We start from the raw sequence: 16141 nt of genomic DNA, 5'->3' as shown, positions 1-16141 counted from the left end.
CTGGACGATCGGGTACGCGAGGCTGGACCGCCCCCGCGCCGATCATTCGGGGCGGGAACCCCACCGCCGCGACCAGGGAACTGTCATGGAAACACCCGCGAACGACAACTCCGTCTCGCCCGCCCAGCGCGCGCTGGACGCACTCGCCGAGAACACCGAGGACACGGCGGCGCTGGACACGCTCGCGAGCAGCGACGTCCTCGTCCCCGTCCCCGACGACGCGAACGACCAGGACGCCGCCGACCCGGGGATGCTCGCGCTTCCGGTGCTGGAACAGCAGGGCGGCCGGCAGGTGGTGCCGGTCTTCACGTCCGAACTCCAGATGGCGGACCTGCTGCCGTACGTCTCCCGCTACCGCATGGTGCCGCTGGGCGCCCTCGCCGCGCAGTGGCCGGCCGACGACCTGTCGCTGTCCATCGACGCCGGCTCCGAACACCGCCTCACGCTCACGTCGGACGGCGTGCGCACCCTGCTGGCCCGTCCCTAGAGCGGAGAGCCCCCGTCGCCGAGCATGCGGGCCAGTACGGCCCGCTGCAGCGGCAGCACCTCCGCGTGCAGGTCGCGGCCCCTGCGGGTCAGGGCGACGTACACGCCGCGCCGGTCCTCCGCGCACATCGAGCGCACCACCAGCCCGTCCTTCTCCAGTCTGGCGATGAGGCGCGACAGCGCGCTCTGGCTCAGGTGGACATGGCCGACGAGGTTCTGCACCCGGCACTGGGAGCCCTCCTCGGGTGCCTCGGCCGCGAGGATGTCGAGCACCTCGAAGTCGCTCGCGCCCAGACCGTGCGGGTGCAGCACGCGGTCGATCTCGCACAGCGTGCGCGCGTGCACCGAGAGGATCTCCCGCCACCGTTCCCCGAGCCGCGCACCGGCCGTTCTGGCTGCCATGTCTGCACGGTAACACCGGAACCACGGTGCGTTTCCCGTGCAACCAGTGCGCGCGCAAGCGTGAGTCCGGGGGGCAAGGTGCCGGAGTCCCGGACAGCGGGGCACCGGCTGCGGGACAGTGGGAGGACACGGTACGGGCGGGCCCGGAACCAGGGAGGGCGAGATGCTCAGGACCCCCGTGCGCGGTACGCGCCTCGCCATCCTGGAATGGCTCGGGGACCCGGCCGCCCACTTCCCGCCGCGGCACCACGAGGACGTCGTCGCCCACGGCGTCCGCGCGGAACTGGTCGCCGCCAAGCTCGGCGTGTCCCGCCGGGTGGCCGTCACCCACCTCGAACTGCTCGCGCGACTCGGGCTGCTGCGCGCCGCCCGTGTCCGCCGGCGGACGTACTACCGGCGGGACGAGGTGCGCGTCGCCGAGGTGGCGCGGATGTTCGAGAAGGGCTGGTAGCGGCGCTCACGGGGGTGACTGAGGCCGACGCGCTCCGGCGGTGACGGGGAGCCGCCCACCGCTTGTAGTAGGACATGGGTGCCATGAGCGCCATCAGCATCGGTCAGGCCGTCGTCCTCGGAGCCGTCGAGGGGGTGACCGAGTTCCTTCCGGTCTCCTCGACCGGCCACCTCAAGATCGTCGAAGGACTGATGGGCATCCCCGTCGACGACGACGCCGTCATCGGGTTCTCGGCGGTCATCCAGGTCGGCGCCATCGCCGCCGTCCTCGTCTACTTCCGCAAGGACATCGGGCGGATCGTCGCCGCCTGGCTGCGCGGGCTGACCGACCGGGAGGAGCGCTACCACCACGACTACAAGTTCGCCTGGTGGGTCATCGCGGCGACGATCCCGATCGTGCTCGTGGGCCTGGCCGCCAAGCCGCTGATCAAGGGGCCGCTGGCCTCGCTGTGGGTGGTCGCCGGCTCGCTGATCGTCGGCAGCGGCGTGATGTGGGTGGCCGACCGGACCGGCCGGCACAAGCGGGGGGAGGACGACACGTCGTTCAAGGACGCGATGCTGGTCGGCGGCTCCCAGATCCTCGCCCTCCTCTTCCCCGGCTTCTCCCGCTCCGGCGCCACCATGTCCACCGCCCTGATGCTCGACCTGGACCGGGTGGCCGCCACCCGGCTCTCCTTCTTCCTCGGCATCCCCGCCCTGACCGGCGCCGGTCTCTACGAACTGAAGGACGCCCTCGGCACCGGGACGGGCGCCGCCCCCCTGGCGGTCGGCACCCTCGTCTCCTTCGTGGTGGCCTACGCCTCCATCGCCTGGCTGCTGAAGTTCGTCGCCAAGCACTCCTTCAACGCGTTCGTGATCTACCGGATCGCGGTCGGCCTCCTGCTGTTCGGGCTGCTCGGCACCGGCGTACTGCAGAGCTGACCCCGGCACGCCGGGACACCGGACGGGTGCTCAGCGGGCGTTGCGCAGCGGCTCCCCGACGCTCCGCATGTGGCGCAGCGCCTCCCGGTGCGAGGCCAGCAGCCCCGTCTGGTGGTACGGGACGCCCAGTTCGGCGCAGTACCGCTCGGTGATGACCTGGGCCCTGCCGAGGGCCGGGGTCGGCATGCTGGGGAAGAGGTGGTGCTCGATCTGGTAGTTGAGGCCGCCCATGAACGCGTCGACGAGGAATCCCCCGCGTACGTTGCGGGAGGTGAGGACCTGACGGCGCAGGAAGTCGAGCCGCGTGCCCTCCTCGATCATCGGCATGCCCTTGTGGTTGGGGGCGAAGACCGAGCCCAGGTAGATCCCGAACAGGCCCTGGTGCACGGCGATGAAGGCGAGCGCCTTGCCGGGGGAGAGGACCGTGAACAGGCCGCCGAAGTAGAGGACGAAGTGGGCGACGAGCAGGGTGCCCTCGAGGACCGGCCGTTTCATGGACGGGCTGCGCAGTGCCTTGAAACTGTTGAAGCTGAGATTCAGCCCTTCCAGCGTCAGCAGCGGGAAGAACAGCGCGGCCTGGTGCCTCCCGATGAAACGCGGGAGCCCCTTGGCCCGGCTCGCCTGGCCCCGGGACCAGACCAGGATGTCGGGCGAGACGTCCGGGTCCTTCTCCTCGTGGTTGGGGTTGGCGTGGTGGCGGGTGTGCTTGTTCATCCACCAGCCGTAGCTCATGCCCAGCAGCAGGTTGGCGACCAGCAGTCCGCCGGTCTCGCTGGGGCGCCGGCGGGTGAAGACCTGCCGGTGGGCGAGGTCGTGGGCGGCCAGTCCGAGCTGGCCGAAGACGACGGCCGTCCCCACCGCCACGAACAGCTGGCTCCAGCTGTCCCCCAGCAGGAGGAAGGCGGCGACACCGCCCGCGAGCGCCAGGGCGACCACGCCGAAACGGACCGTGTAATACAGCGGGCGGCGCCGCAGCAGCCCCGCGTCGGCCATACGCCGGTTGAGTTCGGAAAAGTCGCTGCCCTTCTCGCGTCCCTTTTCCTGTCCACGCGCGGGCGTGCTCTCGACGAGCACCGTTGAATTGACCATGTACTTCAGTATGTGAACGGCCGTCCGGCCGCAGAATGGCGTTGGCACCCGAGCCCGGGGTGTAGCCAGCCCCACCCCCGACCTGGGGTCCTCCCCGCCGCTGCGCGCCGCGACGGGCCCGCGTGGACAATGGCGATCATGAGTACGCCGACGACCTTCCTGCCGGTCCTGGAACGCATCGCCGAGGAGATCGAGCGGACCCCGGGCAGCGGCCGGCCCGCGGACTACATCCCGGCGCTGGCCGCCTGCGACCCGCGCCGCTTCGGCATGGCCGTCGCCGAGCCGGACGGCGCGGTGTACGGAGTGGGGGACTGGCGCGAGCCGTTCTCCGCGCAGTCCATCACCAAGGTGTTCACCCTCGCCCTCGACCTGTCCCGCGAGGGCGACGCCCTCTGGGAGCACGTGGGCCGCGAGCCGTCCGGCAACCCGTTCAACTCCCTGGTGCAGCTGGAGTACGAGAACGGCATCCCCCGCAATCCGTTCATCAACGCCGGCGCCCTCGTCGTCACCGACCGCCTGCACACCCGTACCGGCGACGCCGCGGGCGAACTGCTCGCCTTCCTGCGCGCCGAGAGCGGCAACCCGGACCTGGCCCACGACGAGGAGGTCGCCGCCTCCGAGACCGCGCACGGCGACCGGAACGCGGCCCTCGGCCACTTCATGGCGTCGTACGGCAACATCGACAACCCGGTGCCGGTCCTGCTGGAGCAGTACTTCCGGCAGTGCTCCGTGGCCGCTTCGTGCGCCGACCTCGCCCTGGCGACCGGTTTCCTGGCCCGGCACGGCATCCGCGCCGACGGCACCCGGCTGCTGAGCCGCAGTCAGGCCAAGCAGGTCAACGCGGTGATGCTGACCTGCGGGACGTACGACGCGGCCGGGGACTTCGCCTACCGGGTGGGCCTGCCGGGCAAGAGCGGGGTCGGCGGCGGCATCATCGCGGTCGTGCCCGGCCGCTGCACGCTGTGCGTGTGGAGCCCCGGCCTGGACGAGCGGGGCAACTCGGTGGCCGGGGTCGCCGCCCTGGACCGCTTCACGACGCTGACGGGCCTCTCGGTCTTCTGAGGCACGGGCCGAGGCGGCGTCAGTCCTTCTCCACCCGGACCAGCTTGAGCCGCAGGGCCAGTGCCATGGCGCCCGCGCCGAGTCCGGCGACGCCCACGATCGCACCGGTCTCCGCCCAGCCCGCGTCGTCCGGTGACGGCCGGGCCGTCGTGACCGACGCGGGCACGGCCTCGGGTCCCGGCCGCGGGCGGGCGGAAGCGGGCACCAGCGATCCCACCGGGTCGACGCGGCCGTCCGCCTCGAATCCCCAGTCGAGCAGGGCGCGGGCCTCCTCGTACACGGCGTGGCCGCCGCCCTCCTGCGGGTTCATCACGGTCACCACCAGGGTCCGTCCGTCGCGGCGGGCCGCCGCGATGAGGGTGTTGCCGGCGTTGCTGGTGTAGCCGTTCTTGATGCCGATCAGCCCCGGGTACGGTTCCACACCGTCCGCCCCGGTGAGCAGCCGGTTGGTGTTCATGATCCCGTACGAGTCCCCGTCGCGGCCGGGGAACAGCGCGTCGATCTTCTTGCAGTACCGGGCGAAGTCCGGGTTCCTGAGGCCCGCCCGGCCGAAGACCGCGAGGTCGTACGCCGACGACACCTGCCCCGGCGCGTCGTAGCCGTCGGGTGAGCGCACGTGGGTGTCGCGGGCGCCGAGGGCGCGGGCCTCGGCCTGCATGCGGGCGGCCGTGGCGCTCCAGCCGCCGGTGAGCGAGGCGAGGACGTGGACGGCGTCGTTGCCGGAGTTCAGGAAGACGCCGTTCCACAGGTCGGAGACCCGGTACGTACGTCCCTCGACGACACCCACCAGGCTGCTGCCGGGCCCGATGCCGGACAGTTCGTCGCCACTCACCTCGTGGCGGATGCCGCCCGGCAGGACCGGCAGCACCGTGAGCGCGAACAGGGTCTTGAGGGTGCTGGCCGGTGGCAGCTTGCGATGCGCGTCGTGCGCGGCCAGCACGTCGCCGGTGCCGGCGTCGGCCACCACCCAGGACAGCGCGGAGACATCGGGGACCTCGGGCGCGCCCCGGTGGGGCCGGACCTGGGTACCGGAGCGGTACAGGAGCGCCTGCCCCGGCGCCGCGGCCCGTGATCCGCCGGGCGGACCGGGGTCCGGCCGTTCCGCGCGGGCGGCCGCGGCGGGCATGAGCGTCAGCAGCCCGGCCGCGCAGAGCGCACAGGTGGCGTGAACCGCCCGGGATGAGAATCCGATAGTCATACCGCAAACGTAGGAACGGGCCCCTGGACCGCCACGCTGCCCGGGCCGGGTCGCGCCCGCAAGCACCCGGATGCCGTAGCGGGAGCGACGGCGGACGTCAGCCGGCGGGCAGCGTCGGCTGGACGGCGCGCAGGAACGCCGCGTTGTCCGGGGTCCGGCGCATCCGCTCCAGCAGCGTCTCCAGACCGGACTGCCCGTCCCGGGTCTGCAGGGCCCGCCGCAGCCCGGTCACGGCGGCCGACTCCGCGGGGGACAGCAGCAGTTCCTCGCGGCGGGTGCCGGAACCGGTCAGTTCCACGGCGGGGAAGACGCGCCGGGCGGCGAGCTCGCGGCTGAGCCGCAACTCCATGTTGCCGGTGCTCTTGAGCTCCTCGAAGTAGAAGTCGTCGGCGCGCGAGCCGGTCTCCACCAGGGCGGTGGCGAGGATGGTGAGGGAGCCGCCCTCCTCGGCCTGCCGGGCGGCGCCGAAGAACCGCTTGGGTCCGAGCAGCGCCCCGGCGTCGACCCCGCCGCTGAGGGTGCGGCCGCCGGAGGAGGCGGCGTTGTTGTGCGCCCTGCACAGCCGGGTGAGGGAGTCCAGGAGGATGGCGACGTCCTCGCCGGCCTCGACCAGCCGCTTGGCCCGCTCGATCACGAGCTCGGCGAGCGCGATGTGCTGCTTGGCGCCGTGGTCGAAGGTCGAGGCGTACACCTCGCCCCGCACGGCCCGGCGCATGTCGGTGACCTCTTCGGGGCGCTCGTCGAGCAGCACCACCATGAGGCGGGAGCCGGGGTGGTTGCCGGCGACCGCGGCGGCGATCTGCTGGAGGAGGACCGTCTTGCCGGTCTTCGGCGGGGCCACGATCAGGCCGCGCTGCCCCTTGCCGACCGGGGCGAGCAGGTCGACGAGGCGCCCGGTCGCCCCGGCCGCCGGGTGTTCGAGCCGCAGCCGCGAGTGCGGGTGCAGCGGCGTCAGGTCGCCGAACCGGCGCCGGCCGCCCTGCCGGTCGGGTGCGCGGCCGCCCACCCGGACGACGTCGGACAGGGCGCGGCGGTCGCCGCGCACGCCCTCGACCAGGTCGCCCTTGCGCAGGCCGTGGCGGCGGATCAGCGCGGGGGAGACGGACAGGTCGGCCGGCTCGGGCTGGAGGCTCGGGCCTCGCAGGTGTCCCTTCCCGCCCGCGTCGATGTCGAGGACACCGCGCACGGTCTCGGCCGGGGACTGACGTGCAGGGGGGTGTTCGAGTGTGGTGGTCATGGTGGTCGGTCCCTTCGAGGACGCGGGCACGGAGGATGTGGAAGGAAGGGGTGAGAGGCCGCGCGAGGGGTCGGACGACACGCCTCCGGACGGCGGGAACAGCACCTCGGACACAGCGGGTCGAGACGCCCGCTCACGAGGTTGTGCTGAGAAGCTGACGCGCCGGTCGACTGGACGGGCGAGTCGGCGAACCGAGGGAGAAACAGGCACCGGCGCCCGGGACCGGGCGTACACAAGTGCTTCACGCACCGTACCACGGAAGTCGTGGTGCGGCGGAGGGGTGGGCGCCTGTTCCGGCTCCCACCCTCCTCAACGCCGTGGGTGCGACGGATGTTCCGTCCTCCGCGTGTGCCGGGCGGGACTCAGGCCCCCGAACGTGCCTCCGCCTCCTGCGCCTCCCGGACGATCCGCTCGAACTGCGCGCCCATCGCCGCCTGCAGCGCCTGCGCACCCGACAGCGGGCGCACCAGCACCGTCAGCTCGTCGATCCGGCCGTCCTCGTCGAGGTGCAGGAGGTCGCAGCCGCCGATCTCGCGGTCGCCCACCCGTGCCGTGAACACCAGCGCGTGGTCCCGGCCGTCCGCCTCGCCGATGACGCGTTCGTAGCGGAAGTCCTCGAAGACGCGGACGACCGCACGCAGGATCGCCGCCGTGATCGCCTTTCCTCGGTAGGGCTTGAACACCACGGGACTGGTGAAGACCACGTCCTCGGCCAGCAGTGCTTCGACGGCGTCGAGGTCGTGGGCCTCGACCGCCGCACGGAATGCCCGCATTGCGACTCCTGAAGTCAGTGGGCACCCGGAGGTATACCCAACTTTTTGAATAGGTGCGGAGCAGGCTAGCCCCTGCTTGCTAGCGTGTCGACATGTCTCTCAAGTACGCCGTCCTGGCCGCCCTGCTGGAGGGCGAGGCCTCGGGCTACGAGCTGTCCAAGGTGTTCGACGTCTCGCTCGCCAACTTCTGGCCGGCCACACCGCAGCAGCTCTACCGCGAGCTGGAGCGCCTCGCGGGCGACGGACTCATCGAGGCCCGGACGGTGCCGCAGGAGCGCCGGCCCACCAAGCGGCTCTTCTCGCTCACGGCGGCCGGCCGCGAGCAGTTGGGGGCCTTCGCCGCCGAGCCGACCCGGCGCCCCACCGCCGTCCGCGACGAGTTCCTGATCAAGATGCAGGCCATGGACGGCGTCGACCCGGAGCGGGTCCGCGCGCTGGTGGAGGAACGCAGGGCCTGGGCCCTGGGCAAACTGGCCCGCTACGAACGGGTCCGCGAGCGCCTCCTGGACGGCCGCACCGAGGAGGAGCACCTGCGGGAGTCCGACCGCGTCGGGCCCTACCTCACCCTGCTCGCCGGGATCACCTTCGAGCGCGAGAACGCCCGCTGGTGCGAGCGCGTCCTCACGGTGCTGCGGGAGCGGCGCGCCCCGGCCGGGCCCACCGGACAGGCCCTAGGCTGACCTGATGTTCAGCCCCGAAGGCCCCACCCTGCGTGAACTCGCCGTTCAGGCGCTGTCGTCGGTCGAGCGCGGCTACGACCTGCTCGCACCGAAGTTCGACCACACCCCGTACCGGACGCCGGACCGGGTGCTCGGCGCCGTGGCCTCGGCCCTGGAACCGGCGGGGCCGTTCGACGCCGGGCTCGACCTGTGCTGCGGCACCGGCGCCGGCGTGGACGTGCTGTCCCGGGTGTGCCGGGAGCGCGTCACGGGCGTCGACTTCAGCGCGGGCATGCTCGCGGTCGCCCGGGAACGCGCCGTGCCCCAGGGGCCCGCGGTCTCCTGGGTGCGCGCGGACGCCCGCGCCCTGCCCTTCGGTCCCGCGTTCGACCTCGTCGTCAGTTTCGGCGCCTTCGGGCACTTCCTGCCCCGCGAACTGCCGGGGCTGTTCGGCCAGGTGCGTTCCGTGCTGCGGCCGGGCGGCTGCTTCGCCTTCCCCGTCGTCGCCCCGCCCCGGCCGGGCTCCCGCGGATACTGGACGCTGCTCGGCTTCGACGCCGCGATGCGGGTGCGCAACGCGCTGTGGCGGCCGCCGTTCGTCATGTACTACCGGACGTTCCGGCTCGGGGACGTGGGCCGGGAACTGGCCCGCGCCGGATTCCGCACGGAGCTGCGGGCCCTGCCCGAGTTCGGGCTCCGGCCCGACGGCAGCCCGTGCGCCCGGCTGGTCGTGGCCCGGCGGCTGCCGTGAGGGCGGGCGCGGTCGGGGTCAGCCGGCCGCCGGAAGCGTGAACTCGTAGACCAGCGCGTCCTGTCGGGCGTCCACGAGGAGGTCGGTGATCTCCAGGGGCCGCGCGTACTGGTCGTGCACCCGCCGGACGACCCGCACGGACTGGGTGTCCGCGAGCCGGGTGATCGTGTCCCGGTGGTGCAGGGTCAGACCCGCCCCGCGCATCCAGTCGTACGCCCGCCGCAGCTGCGCCGAGTTGGACCCGTCGGCGCGTCCGCGGTACCGGGCCAGCTCCTCGACCTCGGCGAGGGCCACGGCGGAGAACGAGGTCACGGCCGTCCGCCGGCCGCTCCCGTCCGCGGTCGCCGACGTGTACCGGTGCACCAGGGTCGGCCGGCCGGGCGCCAGCCCCAGCGCTTCGGCGTGCTCGGGCGACGGAGGCTTCCAGGCGACGGTGGTCCGGTCGCCGGTGCACGGCTGAGCCGCCCGCGCGCCGACCGGGAAGGCCAGCGACGCCGGGCTCTGCGGGGCCGGCCCCGGCAGGGCGACGTGACTGCCCCGCCGGTCGGTGGCGAGCAGCCCGTCCCGGCGCAGCACCTCGAGGGCCTGCCGTACGGTCTCCCGGCTCACGTCGAAGTGCTCGGCCAGCCGGCGTTCGCCGGGCAGCCGTCCGCCCGGCGGGAAGGTCCCGTCGTGCAGCTCGCCGAGCAGCCGTGCGGCCACCCGCCGGTACAGGGGCGGGGCGTCGGCGGGGGAGTGGTCGTACGGGGTGGCGGGGGCCATGCCGCGCCCTCCTGTCGTGACGTGCGGTAGCCGCGCGGGCTCGGTGCGCCACCAGAATTACCATTGGTCTAAACCAGCACGGAAGAGCCGCCGGCCGGTTCGGCCGAAACCTCACCCGCGCGTCGACCGTCCGTCACCGCGCCACAAGGCGCCGTACGGGGCACCCCGGCCCCCGTCCCGGTCAGCTGGCTCCCGTCCCGGTCAGAGGCGGGAACGCAGCCACCGCAGCTTGGCGGCCTCCTGGAAGGGCCCGCCGCCCTCGTGGTCGTTGAAGTCGTACACCTCGATCGCCTTGTCGTCGTGCGCCCAGGCGTTGAACGCCGCGAACACGGTCGACGGCGGGCAGGTCTGGTCCTCCAGGGCCGCGGAGAAGAGGGCGGGCGCCCGGCCGCGCGCGGCGAAGTGCACCCCGTCGAAGTAGGACAGGGTGCGCAGTGCGTCCTCGGTGCGGCCGCGGTGCGTCTTGAGGTACAGGCCGATCTCCCGGTACGGGTGCCGGTCGGTGAGCGTGGTCGCGCGCGGGAAGTCGCACAGGAACGGCACGTCCGGCGCGAGGGCCGTCAGGTCCGGCACCAGCCCGCCGACGGCGATCGTGATGCCGCCGCCCTGGCTCCCGCCGAGGGCGACCGTGCGCGTCGCGTCGGTCAGCGGGTGCGAGCGGGCCGCCTCGACCGCGCGGACGGCGTCGGTGAAGACGCGGCGGTAGTAGTAGTTCTCCGGGGCGTCCAGGCCGCGGGTCATGAAACCCGGGTACGCGGGGGTGCCGCCGACCGGGTCCGGGGTACCGCCACCGCCGCCCCACGCGCTGCCCTGACCACGGGTGTCCATCACGAAGTGCGCCCGCCCCGTGGACGCCCACAGCAGATGCTCGTGGGGCAGCCCGCGCCCGCCGCCGTACCCGACGAACTCCACGACCAGCGGCAGCGGCTCCGCAGCCGCCGCGGGCAGCGTCAGCCAGCCCTTCACCGGGTGACCGCCGAACCCGGCGAAGGTCACGTCGTGCACCCGCACCGTGGACAGTCCCGTGTCCACCGGCTCGAAGCGGACGGCCGGATCGTGCTCTCGGGCCTCGGCGAGCGTCTTGGCCCAGAAGGCGTCGAAGTCCTCGGGCTCGGCCGACGCGCTGCGGTAGTCGTGGAGTTCGTCGAGCGGAAGGTCGAACAGGGCCATCGAGAACCGCCTTTGCAGGGAGCCGGTGCCGGACCGTACGGATGATCACACACCGTACGTGAGCGGTCGGAGGGCCCGCCAGACCCCGACCGCGGTACCCCTCCCGCCGGCGTTCGGCCCGTCGAACCGCAGGTCAGCCAGGTGCGAGCGGTCAGGCCCTGCGGTGCGTCCACTGTGGTTCGATCAGGGCCCATTCGCGGTCCCACTCGGCCAGCCGGCGCCGCATGGTCACCTTGCGTACGGCGCAGCGCGCCAGGAGCACCGCGAGCGCCGCCCCGGCCGTCGTGCAGGCGCCGATGGTGATGCTGTGCTGCAGGACCGCGGAGTCGTGGATCGGCGCCGGTACGTTCCGGCCGCGGGAGTCCAGCCACACGTCGACCGCGTCACCGTGGCGGGTACCGGCCGGGACCCGGGCGGTGCCGGTCCGCTCGGTGCCCTCCGGTGTGGTCCAGCGGACGGTCGCACGGTAGGAGTGCTGGCCGCCCGCCTGCACCGACGGGAGGGTGTCCGGGGTGCTGCCCTCCACCGTCGCCCGCACGCGGTGCCGTTCGGCCCGCTGCTCCGCCGCGACCGCTTGCGCGCCGGCGTGGCTCCACAGGGCGGCGGCCGCGCCCAGCGCCGGCGCCCCCAGCAACAGCAGGAGGGCGACGACCACCGTCGTCCACGCCTCGAAGACGTCCGACCGGCGTCGCAGGGGGTTGTGCCGCAGGCGCCGGCCACGCACCCGGGTCCGCATGTCGACCTCCGCGCCTCGTGTGCGAGTACCCGCAGGGTCAGGTACCCCGTACGGCCGACCTCGCTCACTCTGTCTCCGTCCCGGACGCGGAGGAGTCCGAGGGCGGGGCCGGCTCAGCCGAAGCGTTCGATCCGGATGCGGTCCACCGGCTGGCCGGCCGCCACCAGCAGGCGCGAGGCGTGCTCCGCGAAGGAGTTGGAACCGCACACGTACGCCTCCCAGCCCCCGGCGGGCCGCTCGGCCAGCAGCGGTGCCAGGTGCGCGGCCGTCATCCGGCCCACGGGCGTCCCGGCCGGCGCGCTCCGGGTGAAGACGGGGACCGTCTCCGGGCCCAGCTCACGGGCGTAGATCAGCTCCTCGGGGCTGCGCGCGGACACCAGCATCCGCAGCGGCACCGTCAGTCGCCGCGCCCGGTGGTGCCGGACCATCGACATCAGCGGCACGACCCCGGAGCCCGCGCCCAGCAGCAGGGCAGGCCGGTCGCCGGGCCAGGCGAAGAAGCCGCTCAGCGGGCCGCGCACCTCGATGCGGTCACCGGGCCGGGCCACCCGGTGGAACCAGCCGGACACCTCGCCGTCCTCGACGTGGTCGAGGGTCAGCTCGATGTGCCCGGAGTCGTCCGGCGCGGACGCCAGCGAGTAGTGCCGCTGGGCCGCGTACCCGTCCTCGGCGGTGAGCCGCAGCATCAGGTGCTGGCCGGGCAGGTGGCCCGCCCACCCGGGCACCGCGAGCCGGAAGGTGGACGCGCGGGACGTCTCCCGGCGGACCTGCGCGACGGTCGCCGTCTGCCACCTCGCGGCCACCTGGCCCGCCACCTCGATCCGCCCCGGCACGGCGAACCGCGTCGGGGGCGTGAAGGGCGCTGTCTCGTGCGTCGCCGTCTCAGTCACCGGAGTACCGCTGCTCCTCGAAGGGGTTGCCGCGCGCGTGGTAGCCGTTCCGCTCCCAGAAGCCGGGCTCGTCGTGGTCGAGGAGTTCCAGGCCGGCGACCCACTTGACGCTCTTCCAGAAGTACAGGTGCGGCACCACCAGCCGCGCCGGGCCGCCGTGCTCGGGGGCGAGCGGCCGCCCGTCGTACTCCCAGACGATCCAGGCGCGCCCGCCCGTCAGGTCCGCGAGCGGCAGGTTCGCCGTGTATCCGGTGTGCGCGTACGCGACGGCGTGCGTGGCGGACGGCAGGGGAGCCGCCGCGTCGAGGAAGGTGTCCAGGGACACGCCCGCGAACCGCACGCCGAACTTCGACCAGCCCGTCACACAGTGGATGTCGCCCGCGTACGCCGACGCCGGCAGGTGGTGGGCGTCCGCCCAGTCCCAGGTGCGCTCCTCGGCGACCAGGCCGCCGACGCGGAACGTCCAGTCGGCGGCCGCCAGCTCGGGCGTGACCTCGGCGGACAGCACGGGCCAGTCGTCGCCGGCGTCGTACTGGCCGGGCGGCAGGCCGGGCCGGGCCCCGCGCGGGCGCCCGGTGAAGCCTCGGGTGGTGTTCATGCGGTGCGGCCTTTCGGACCGGCGCGAGGGGATGCCGCGGCCGGCGTGCTCAGTGCGTACCGGTCAACCGTACGCGCCCGGGGGCGGCCTCCCGGTCCTGGTCCCCGCCGGCCGGAGCGGCCGGCCACGCGTTGTACCGCTCCAGGTACGCGGAGAAGCGGGCCAGATCCTCCTCGGACCAGTCCACGAGCCGCTCCCGGACCGCGGCCCGGCGGCTCTCGGTGACCTGGGCCAGGATGCGCCGCCCGGCGTCCGTGAGGTGCAGGACCTGGACGCGGTGGTCGTCCGGGGCGACGCGGCGCTCGACGAGCCCGGCGCGCTCCAGGGCGGACACCTGGCGGCTGACGGTGGACTTGTCCAGGGCGTAGTGGGCGGCAAGGTCGGTGGCCCGGCAGCCGTCCCGCTCCTCCAGGTGCCCGAGCAGGGTGTACGACACCAGGGACAGCTCCGGGTGCATGCGCCCGGCCGACGCGCGGGCGCGGCGGGCGAAGGCCGTCATCTCCCGCTGGATGGTCTCCACGGCCGCGTCCGCGGTGCGGTCGCCGGGGGTGACAGTCGTCTCGTCGTGCGTCTCGGCCGTCGTCACGGGTCTTCCTCCTCCATTGCTAGTTGTATAGTACAACTGGAAAGAGAGTTGTATAAGCCAACTAGTTGGTGGCCCTCCGGCCGCCCATTGGAGGATGTGCGCGATGAAGTCGCACGCCCTGCGCCACGTGCTGACGCACCTGATCACCCCGCTGCTGATGTGTGTCGGCATGGGACTCGCGTACATGGGGGCCTTCGTCACCCCCGAGCCGAACCACCTCCCGGTCGCCGTCGTCGGCTCCGGACCCGAGGCGAAGGTCCTCGCCCAGTCGGTGAAGGACGGGGCGGGCGACGCCCTGGACGTGCGGACCGTCGCGAACCGCGCCGACGCCGTCGACCTGCTGAAGGCCCGCGACATCACCGGCGCCTACGTGCCCGGCGCCGAGGCGCCCGAGGTCCTGGTCGCCACCGCCGCCTCCGACATGGGCGCCATGGCCGCCGAGAAGGTCTTCACCCCCCTCGCCGAAGAGCAGGGCGCCCCGCTGAAGGTGACCGACGTGGCCACCCCGGTCGACGACGACCCGACCGGGCAGGGCCTGTTCTTCCTGCTGATCGCGGTCAGCATCGGCTCCTACGCCTCCGTCGCCGCCCTCGGCGCCGTCGGAGCCGCCCTGTCCATGCGGGTGCGGGCCCTGCTCACGCTCGGTGTCTCCGTCGTCGTCAGCGGCATCGGCGCCCTGCTCGCCGGGCCGGTGTTCCACCTCGCCCACCACGACCTCGCCGGTGTGTGGGGCATGGCCTGGCTGTACGCCGCGGGCATCCTGTTCATCGGCGTCGGCCTGCACACCTTCCTCAAGCGGTGGACCACGCTCGCCATGATGGTGCTGTTCGTGATGCTCAACTTCACCACCTCCGGCGGTCTGTTCCGCCCCGAGCTGCAGAACGGCTTCTTCGGCACCCTGCACGCCTTCTGGAACGGCGCCGGGTTCGTCGAGGGCGCCCGCAGCCTGCTGTACTTCGACGGCGACGGGCTGGGCCGCAGCCTGTGGACGCTGGCCGCGTGGCTGCTGCTCGGGCTGCTGGTGACGGCGGTCGCCGCCCTCCGTGAGCGCGCCGGTACGGCGCCGGCTCCGGTCACCGCCGCCGGCAAGCACGCGAGGCCGGACGGCCGGGAGGCCGGGGCCAGGGCAGTGGCGGAAGCGGACGAGGAAGCCGAGGAGTCCGTCGGCGTCTGATCATTGGGGTAGTGTGTCCGTCGGCCGCGGGCAGTCCCGGCCGCCGGACGCCGAGGAGGTGAGACCCATTACCGCTGTGTCGGCCCTGGTGCTCTCACCTCACAACAGTGCGGTCCCCGTCGGCGGGTGACCTCGAGAGCGCCCTTCGGTTCTCGAAAGGCTCTCGGCTTCCATGCCTCAGCTGTTCTCCACGCCCCCCTTTTCTTCCCCCTTCTCGGCCGCCTTCCCGTCGTACGACTCCGTCGTGGCCGCGCTGCGCGCCGCGGGCTGCGTCTTCGCCGAGGACGAGGCGGAACTGATCCTGGCTGCCGCCCGCACCGCCGGGGAGCTCACCGCCCTGGTGGACCGCCGCGCCGGCGGGCTGCCCCTCGAACTCGTCCTCGGCTGGGCCGGGTTCCGCGGTCTGCGCGTCGCCGTCACCCCTGGGGTCTTCGTGCCCCGCCGCCGTACCGAGTTCCTGGTGACCGAGGCGCTGGCACAGGCGCCGGACGCGGCCGTCGTCGTGGACCTGTGCTGCGGCTCCGGCGCCGTCGGTGTCGCCCTGGCCGCCGCGCTCCACCGGCCCGAGGTGCACGCCGCCGACGTCGACCCGGCCGCCGTCGCCTGCGCCCGCGGCAACCTCGCCGGCTGCGGCGGCCGGGTGTACGCCGGGGACCTGTTCGACGCGCTGCCCGACGCGGTGCGCGGCCGTGTGGACATCCTCGCGGCCAACGTGCCCTACGTCCCCACCGGCGAGGTCCCCCTGCTGCCCGCCGAGGCACGGGAGCACGAGCCGCTGGTCGCCCTCGACGGCGGCGCCGACGGCCTGGAGGTGCTGCGCAGGGTCGCCGCCGGGGCACCGGACTGGCTCGCGCCCGGCGGCTGCCTGCTGGTCGAGACGAGCGAACGCCAGGCACCGGCGGCCGTCGACGCCTTCACCCGGGCGGGGCTCGCCACCCGCCTCGCGGTCTGCGAGGAGCTGTACGCCCATGTGGTGATCGGCGTCAGGGAGCCTGGTCTCGGCTAGGCCCTGTCGTCAAATTCCCGTCGTCCGCCCGGAGGGCGGGCCCGGCGGCGTCTGGTGCGTGCGATCGCAAGGCGCCGGAGCGTCCTCGTGGCGGAGCCACGTGGGCGGTTCGGCAACGCGGCGAGCGTGCGTGCCAGACGTCGCCGGGCAGGCGGGAATTTGACGACAGGGCCTAGGTGTGCTGTCCCGCG

At 73.4% G+C, this 16141-nt stretch carries 19 protein-coding genes; 8 read left to right on the top strand and 11 right to left on the bottom strand.

Annotated elements, in window-relative coordinates:
- Positions 1 to 85: 85 nt before the first annotated feature.
- Positions 86 to 487, top strand: coding sequence for an SseB family protein (locus AMK11_RS29320; protein ID WP_073731113.1), 402 nt, complete (start codon positions 86 to 88; stop codon positions 485 to 487).
- On the opposite strand, the gene AMK11_RS29315 is transcribed toward AMK11_RS29320, so the two are convergent.
- On the bottom strand, positions 484 to 888 hold the full coding sequence (locus AMK11_RS29315) for a MarR family winged helix-turn-helix transcriptional regulator (RefSeq protein ID WP_073731112.1): 405 nt from the start codon (positions 886 to 888) through the stop codon (positions 484 to 486). The genes AMK11_RS29320 and AMK11_RS29315 overlap by 4 nt on opposite strands.
- A gap of 163 nt (positions 889 to 1051) precedes the next feature.
- Here AMK11_RS29315 and AMK11_RS29310 point away from each other — a divergent pair, with 163 nt between their 5' ends.
- Positions 1052 to 1339 carry an ArsR family transcriptional regulator gene (locus AMK11_RS29310; RefSeq protein WP_073731111.1) on the top strand — a complete coding sequence of 96 codons (288 nt, stop codon included), beginning with the start codon at positions 1052 to 1054 and terminating at the stop codon, positions 1337 to 1339.
- Between the two features lie 83 nt (positions 1340 to 1422).
- The gene (locus AMK11_RS29305) at positions 1423 to 2259 is read left to right on the top strand and encodes an undecaprenyl-diphosphate phosphatase (RefSeq protein ID WP_073731110.1); all 837 of its coding nucleotides are present in this window, start codon (positions 1423 to 1425) and stop codon (positions 2257 to 2259) included.
- A 30-nt stretch (positions 2260 to 2289) separates the two neighbouring features.
- Here the strand turns inward: AMK11_RS29305 and AMK11_RS29300 are convergent, their stop codons facing one another.
- Positions 2290 to 3348 (bottom strand): fatty acid desaturase family protein, encoded by a 1059-nt coding sequence (locus AMK11_RS29300; protein WP_198941490.1) that lies wholly within the window; start codon positions 3346 to 3348, stop codon positions 2290 to 2292.
- A 129-nt stretch (positions 3349 to 3477) separates the two neighbouring features.
- Here AMK11_RS29300 and AMK11_RS29295 point away from each other — a divergent pair, with 129 nt between their 5' ends.
- Positions 3478 to 4410 (top strand): glutaminase, encoded by a 933-nt coding sequence (locus AMK11_RS29295; protein WP_073731108.1) that lies wholly within the window; start codon positions 3478 to 3480, stop codon positions 4408 to 4410.
- A 19-nt stretch (positions 4411 to 4429) separates the two neighbouring features.
- On the opposite strand, the gene AMK11_RS29290 is transcribed toward AMK11_RS29295, so the two are convergent.
- The 3 genes from AMK11_RS29290 to AMK11_RS29280 form a co-directional block, all read right to left on the bottom strand.
- Positions 4430 to 5608, bottom strand: coding sequence for a D-alanyl-D-alanine carboxypeptidase family protein (locus AMK11_RS29290; RefSeq protein ID WP_073731107.1), 1179 nt, complete (start codon positions 5606 to 5608; stop codon positions 4430 to 4432).
- A 97-nt stretch (positions 5609 to 5705) separates the two neighbouring features.
- Entirely contained in the window at positions 5706 to 6845 is a 1140-nt protein-coding gene (gene rho, locus AMK11_RS29285; RefSeq protein WP_073731106.1) for a transcription termination factor Rho, read from the bottom strand.
- A gap of 362 nt (positions 6846 to 7207) precedes the next feature.
- Entirely contained in the window at positions 7208 to 7618 is a 411-nt protein-coding gene (locus AMK11_RS29280; RefSeq protein ID WP_073731105.1) for a nuclear transport factor 2 family protein, read from the bottom strand.
- 92 nt (positions 7619 to 7710) lie between these two features.
- On the opposite strand from AMK11_RS29280, the gene AMK11_RS29275 reads away from it, so the two are divergent.
- Both AMK11_RS29275 and AMK11_RS29270 read left to right on the top strand, forming a co-directional pair.
- Positions 7711 to 8298, top strand: coding sequence for a PadR family transcriptional regulator (locus tag AMK11_RS29275; RefSeq protein ID WP_073731104.1), 588 nt, complete (start codon positions 7711 to 7713; stop codon positions 8296 to 8298).
- A gap of 4 nt (positions 8299 to 8302) precedes the next feature.
- On the top strand, positions 8303 to 9028 hold the full coding sequence (locus tag AMK11_RS29270; protein WP_073731103.1) for a class I SAM-dependent methyltransferase: 726 nt from the start codon (positions 8303 to 8305) through the stop codon (positions 9026 to 9028).
- 18 nt (positions 9029 to 9046) lie between these two features.
- On the opposite strand, the gene AMK11_RS29265 is transcribed toward AMK11_RS29270, so the two are convergent.
- From AMK11_RS29265 to AMK11_RS29240, 6 genes are all read right to left on the bottom strand, one after another.
- Entirely contained in the window at positions 9047 to 9790 is a 744-nt protein-coding gene (locus AMK11_RS29265) for a GntR family transcriptional regulator (RefSeq protein WP_073731102.1), read from the bottom strand.
- Positions 9791 to 9991: 201 nt separating this feature from the next.
- Entirely contained in the window at positions 9992 to 10960 is a 969-nt protein-coding gene (locus AMK11_RS29260; RefSeq protein ID WP_073731101.1) for an acetylxylan esterase, read from the bottom strand.
- Between the two features lie 151 nt (positions 10961 to 11111).
- A complete protein-coding gene (locus AMK11_RS29255) occupies positions 11112 to 11696 on the bottom strand; it encodes an Rv1733c family protein (RefSeq protein WP_073731100.1) in 585 nt (194 codons plus the stop codon).
- Between the two features lie 113 nt (positions 11697 to 11809).
- The gene (locus tag AMK11_RS29250) at positions 11810 to 12529 is read right to left on the bottom strand and encodes a ferredoxin reductase (protein ID WP_073731464.1); all 720 of its coding nucleotides are present in this window, start codon (positions 12527 to 12529) and stop codon (positions 11810 to 11812) included.
- Between the two features lie 49 nt (positions 12530 to 12578).
- Positions 12579 to 13184 carry a sulfite oxidase-like oxidoreductase gene (locus AMK11_RS29245; protein WP_073731099.1) on the bottom strand — a complete coding sequence of 202 codons (606 nt, stop codon included), beginning with the start codon at positions 13182 to 13184 and terminating at the stop codon, positions 12579 to 12581.
- A gap of 49 nt (positions 13185 to 13233) precedes the next feature.
- The gene (locus tag AMK11_RS29240) at positions 13234 to 13770 is read right to left on the bottom strand and encodes a MarR family winged helix-turn-helix transcriptional regulator (protein WP_073731098.1); all 537 of its coding nucleotides are present in this window, start codon (positions 13768 to 13770) and stop codon (positions 13234 to 13236) included.
- A gap of 103 nt (positions 13771 to 13873) precedes the next feature.
- Here AMK11_RS29240 and AMK11_RS29235 point away from each other — a divergent pair, with 103 nt between their 5' ends.
- Together AMK11_RS29235 and AMK11_RS29230 are read left to right on the top strand one after the other, a co-directional pair.
- A complete protein-coding gene (locus tag AMK11_RS29235) occupies positions 13874 to 14944 on the top strand; it encodes a hypothetical protein (protein ID WP_073731097.1) in 1071 nt (356 codons plus the stop codon).
- Positions 14945 to 15116: 172 nt separating this feature from the next.
- Positions 15117 to 15950, top strand: coding sequence for a putative protein N(5)-glutamine methyltransferase (locus tag AMK11_RS29230; protein WP_073731096.1), 834 nt, complete (start codon positions 15117 to 15119; stop codon positions 15948 to 15950).
- Positions 15951 to 16141 lie beyond the last annotated feature (191 nt).

It is taken from the genome of Streptomyces sp. CB02414, from assembly GCF_001905385.1.
In the GTDB taxonomy this organism is placed as follows: domain Bacteria; phylum Actinomycetota; class Actinomycetes; order Streptomycetales; family Streptomycetaceae; genus Streptomyces.
Note: the sequence above shows the minus strand (reverse complement) of the source record. Positions and strands in the feature narration are given on the sequence as shown.

What these genes read in the sequence shown, in the direction of transcription:
- AMK11_RS29270 (WP_073731103.1), top strand. Translation starts at nt 8,303, where the DNA reads ATGTTCAGCCCCGAAGGCCCCACCCTGCGTGAACTCGCCGTTCAGGCG.
- AMK11_RS29275 (WP_073731104.1), top strand. Translation starts at nt 7,711, where the DNA reads ATGTCTCTCAAGTACGCCGTCCTGGCCGCCCTGCTGGAGGGCGAGGCC.
- AMK11_RS29305 (WP_073731110.1), top strand. Translation starts at nt 1,423, where the DNA reads ATGAGCGCCATCAGCATCGGTCAGGCCGTCGTCCTCGGAGCCGTCGAG.
- AMK11_RS29290 (WP_073731107.1), bottom strand. Translation starts at nt 5,608, where the DNA reads ATGACTATCGGATTCTCATCCCGGGCGGTTCACGCCACCTGTGCGCTC.
- AMK11_RS29255 (WP_073731100.1), bottom strand. Translation starts at nt 11,696, where the DNA reads ATGCGGACCCGGGTGCGTGGCCGGCGCCTGCGGCACAACCCCCTGCGA.
- AMK11_RS29310 (WP_073731111.1), top strand. Translation starts at nt 1,052, where the DNA reads ATGCTCAGGACCCCCGTGCGCGGTACGCGCCTCGCCATCCTGGAATGG.
- AMK11_RS29235 (WP_073731097.1), top strand. Translation starts at nt 13,874, where the DNA reads ATGAAGTCGCACGCCCTGCGCCACGTGCTGACGCACCTGATCACCCCG.
- AMK11_RS29300 (WP_198941490.1), bottom strand. Translation starts at nt 3,348, where the DNA reads ATGGTCAATTCAACGGTGCTCGTCGAGAGCACGCCCGCGCGTGGACAG.
- AMK11_RS29280 (WP_073731105.1), bottom strand. Translation starts at nt 7,618, where the DNA reads ATGCGGGCATTCCGTGCGGCGGTCGAGGCCCACGACCTCGACGCCGTC.
- AMK11_RS29295 (WP_073731108.1), top strand. Translation starts at nt 3,478, where the DNA reads ATGGCGATCATGAGTACGCCGACGACCTTCCTGCCGGTCCTGGAACGC.
- AMK11_RS29230 (WP_073731096.1), top strand. Translation starts at nt 15,117, where the DNA reads ATGCCTCAGCTGTTCTCCACGCCCCCCTTTTCTTCCCCCTTCTCGGCC.
- AMK11_RS29265 (WP_073731102.1), bottom strand. Translation starts at nt 9,790, where the DNA reads ATGGCCCCCGCCACCCCGTACGACCACTCCCCCGCCGACGCCCCGCCC.
- AMK11_RS29315 (WP_073731112.1), bottom strand. Translation starts at nt 888, where the DNA reads ATGGCAGCCAGAACGGCCGGTGCGCGGCTCGGGGAACGGTGGCGGGAG.
- AMK11_RS29320 (WP_073731113.1), top strand. Translation starts at nt 86, where the DNA reads ATGGAAACACCCGCGAACGACAACTCCGTCTCGCCCGCCCAGCGCGCG.
- AMK11_RS29245 (WP_073731099.1), bottom strand. Translation starts at nt 13,184, where the DNA reads ATGAACACCACCCGAGGCTTCACCGGGCGCCCGCGCGGGGCCCGGCCC.
- rho (WP_073731106.1), bottom strand. Translation starts at nt 6,845, where the DNA reads ATGACCACCACACTCGAACACCCCCCTGCACGTCAGTCCCCGGCCGAG.
- AMK11_RS29260 (WP_073731101.1), bottom strand. Translation starts at nt 10,960, where the DNA reads ATGGCCCTGTTCGACCTTCCGCTCGACGAACTCCACGACTACCGCAGC.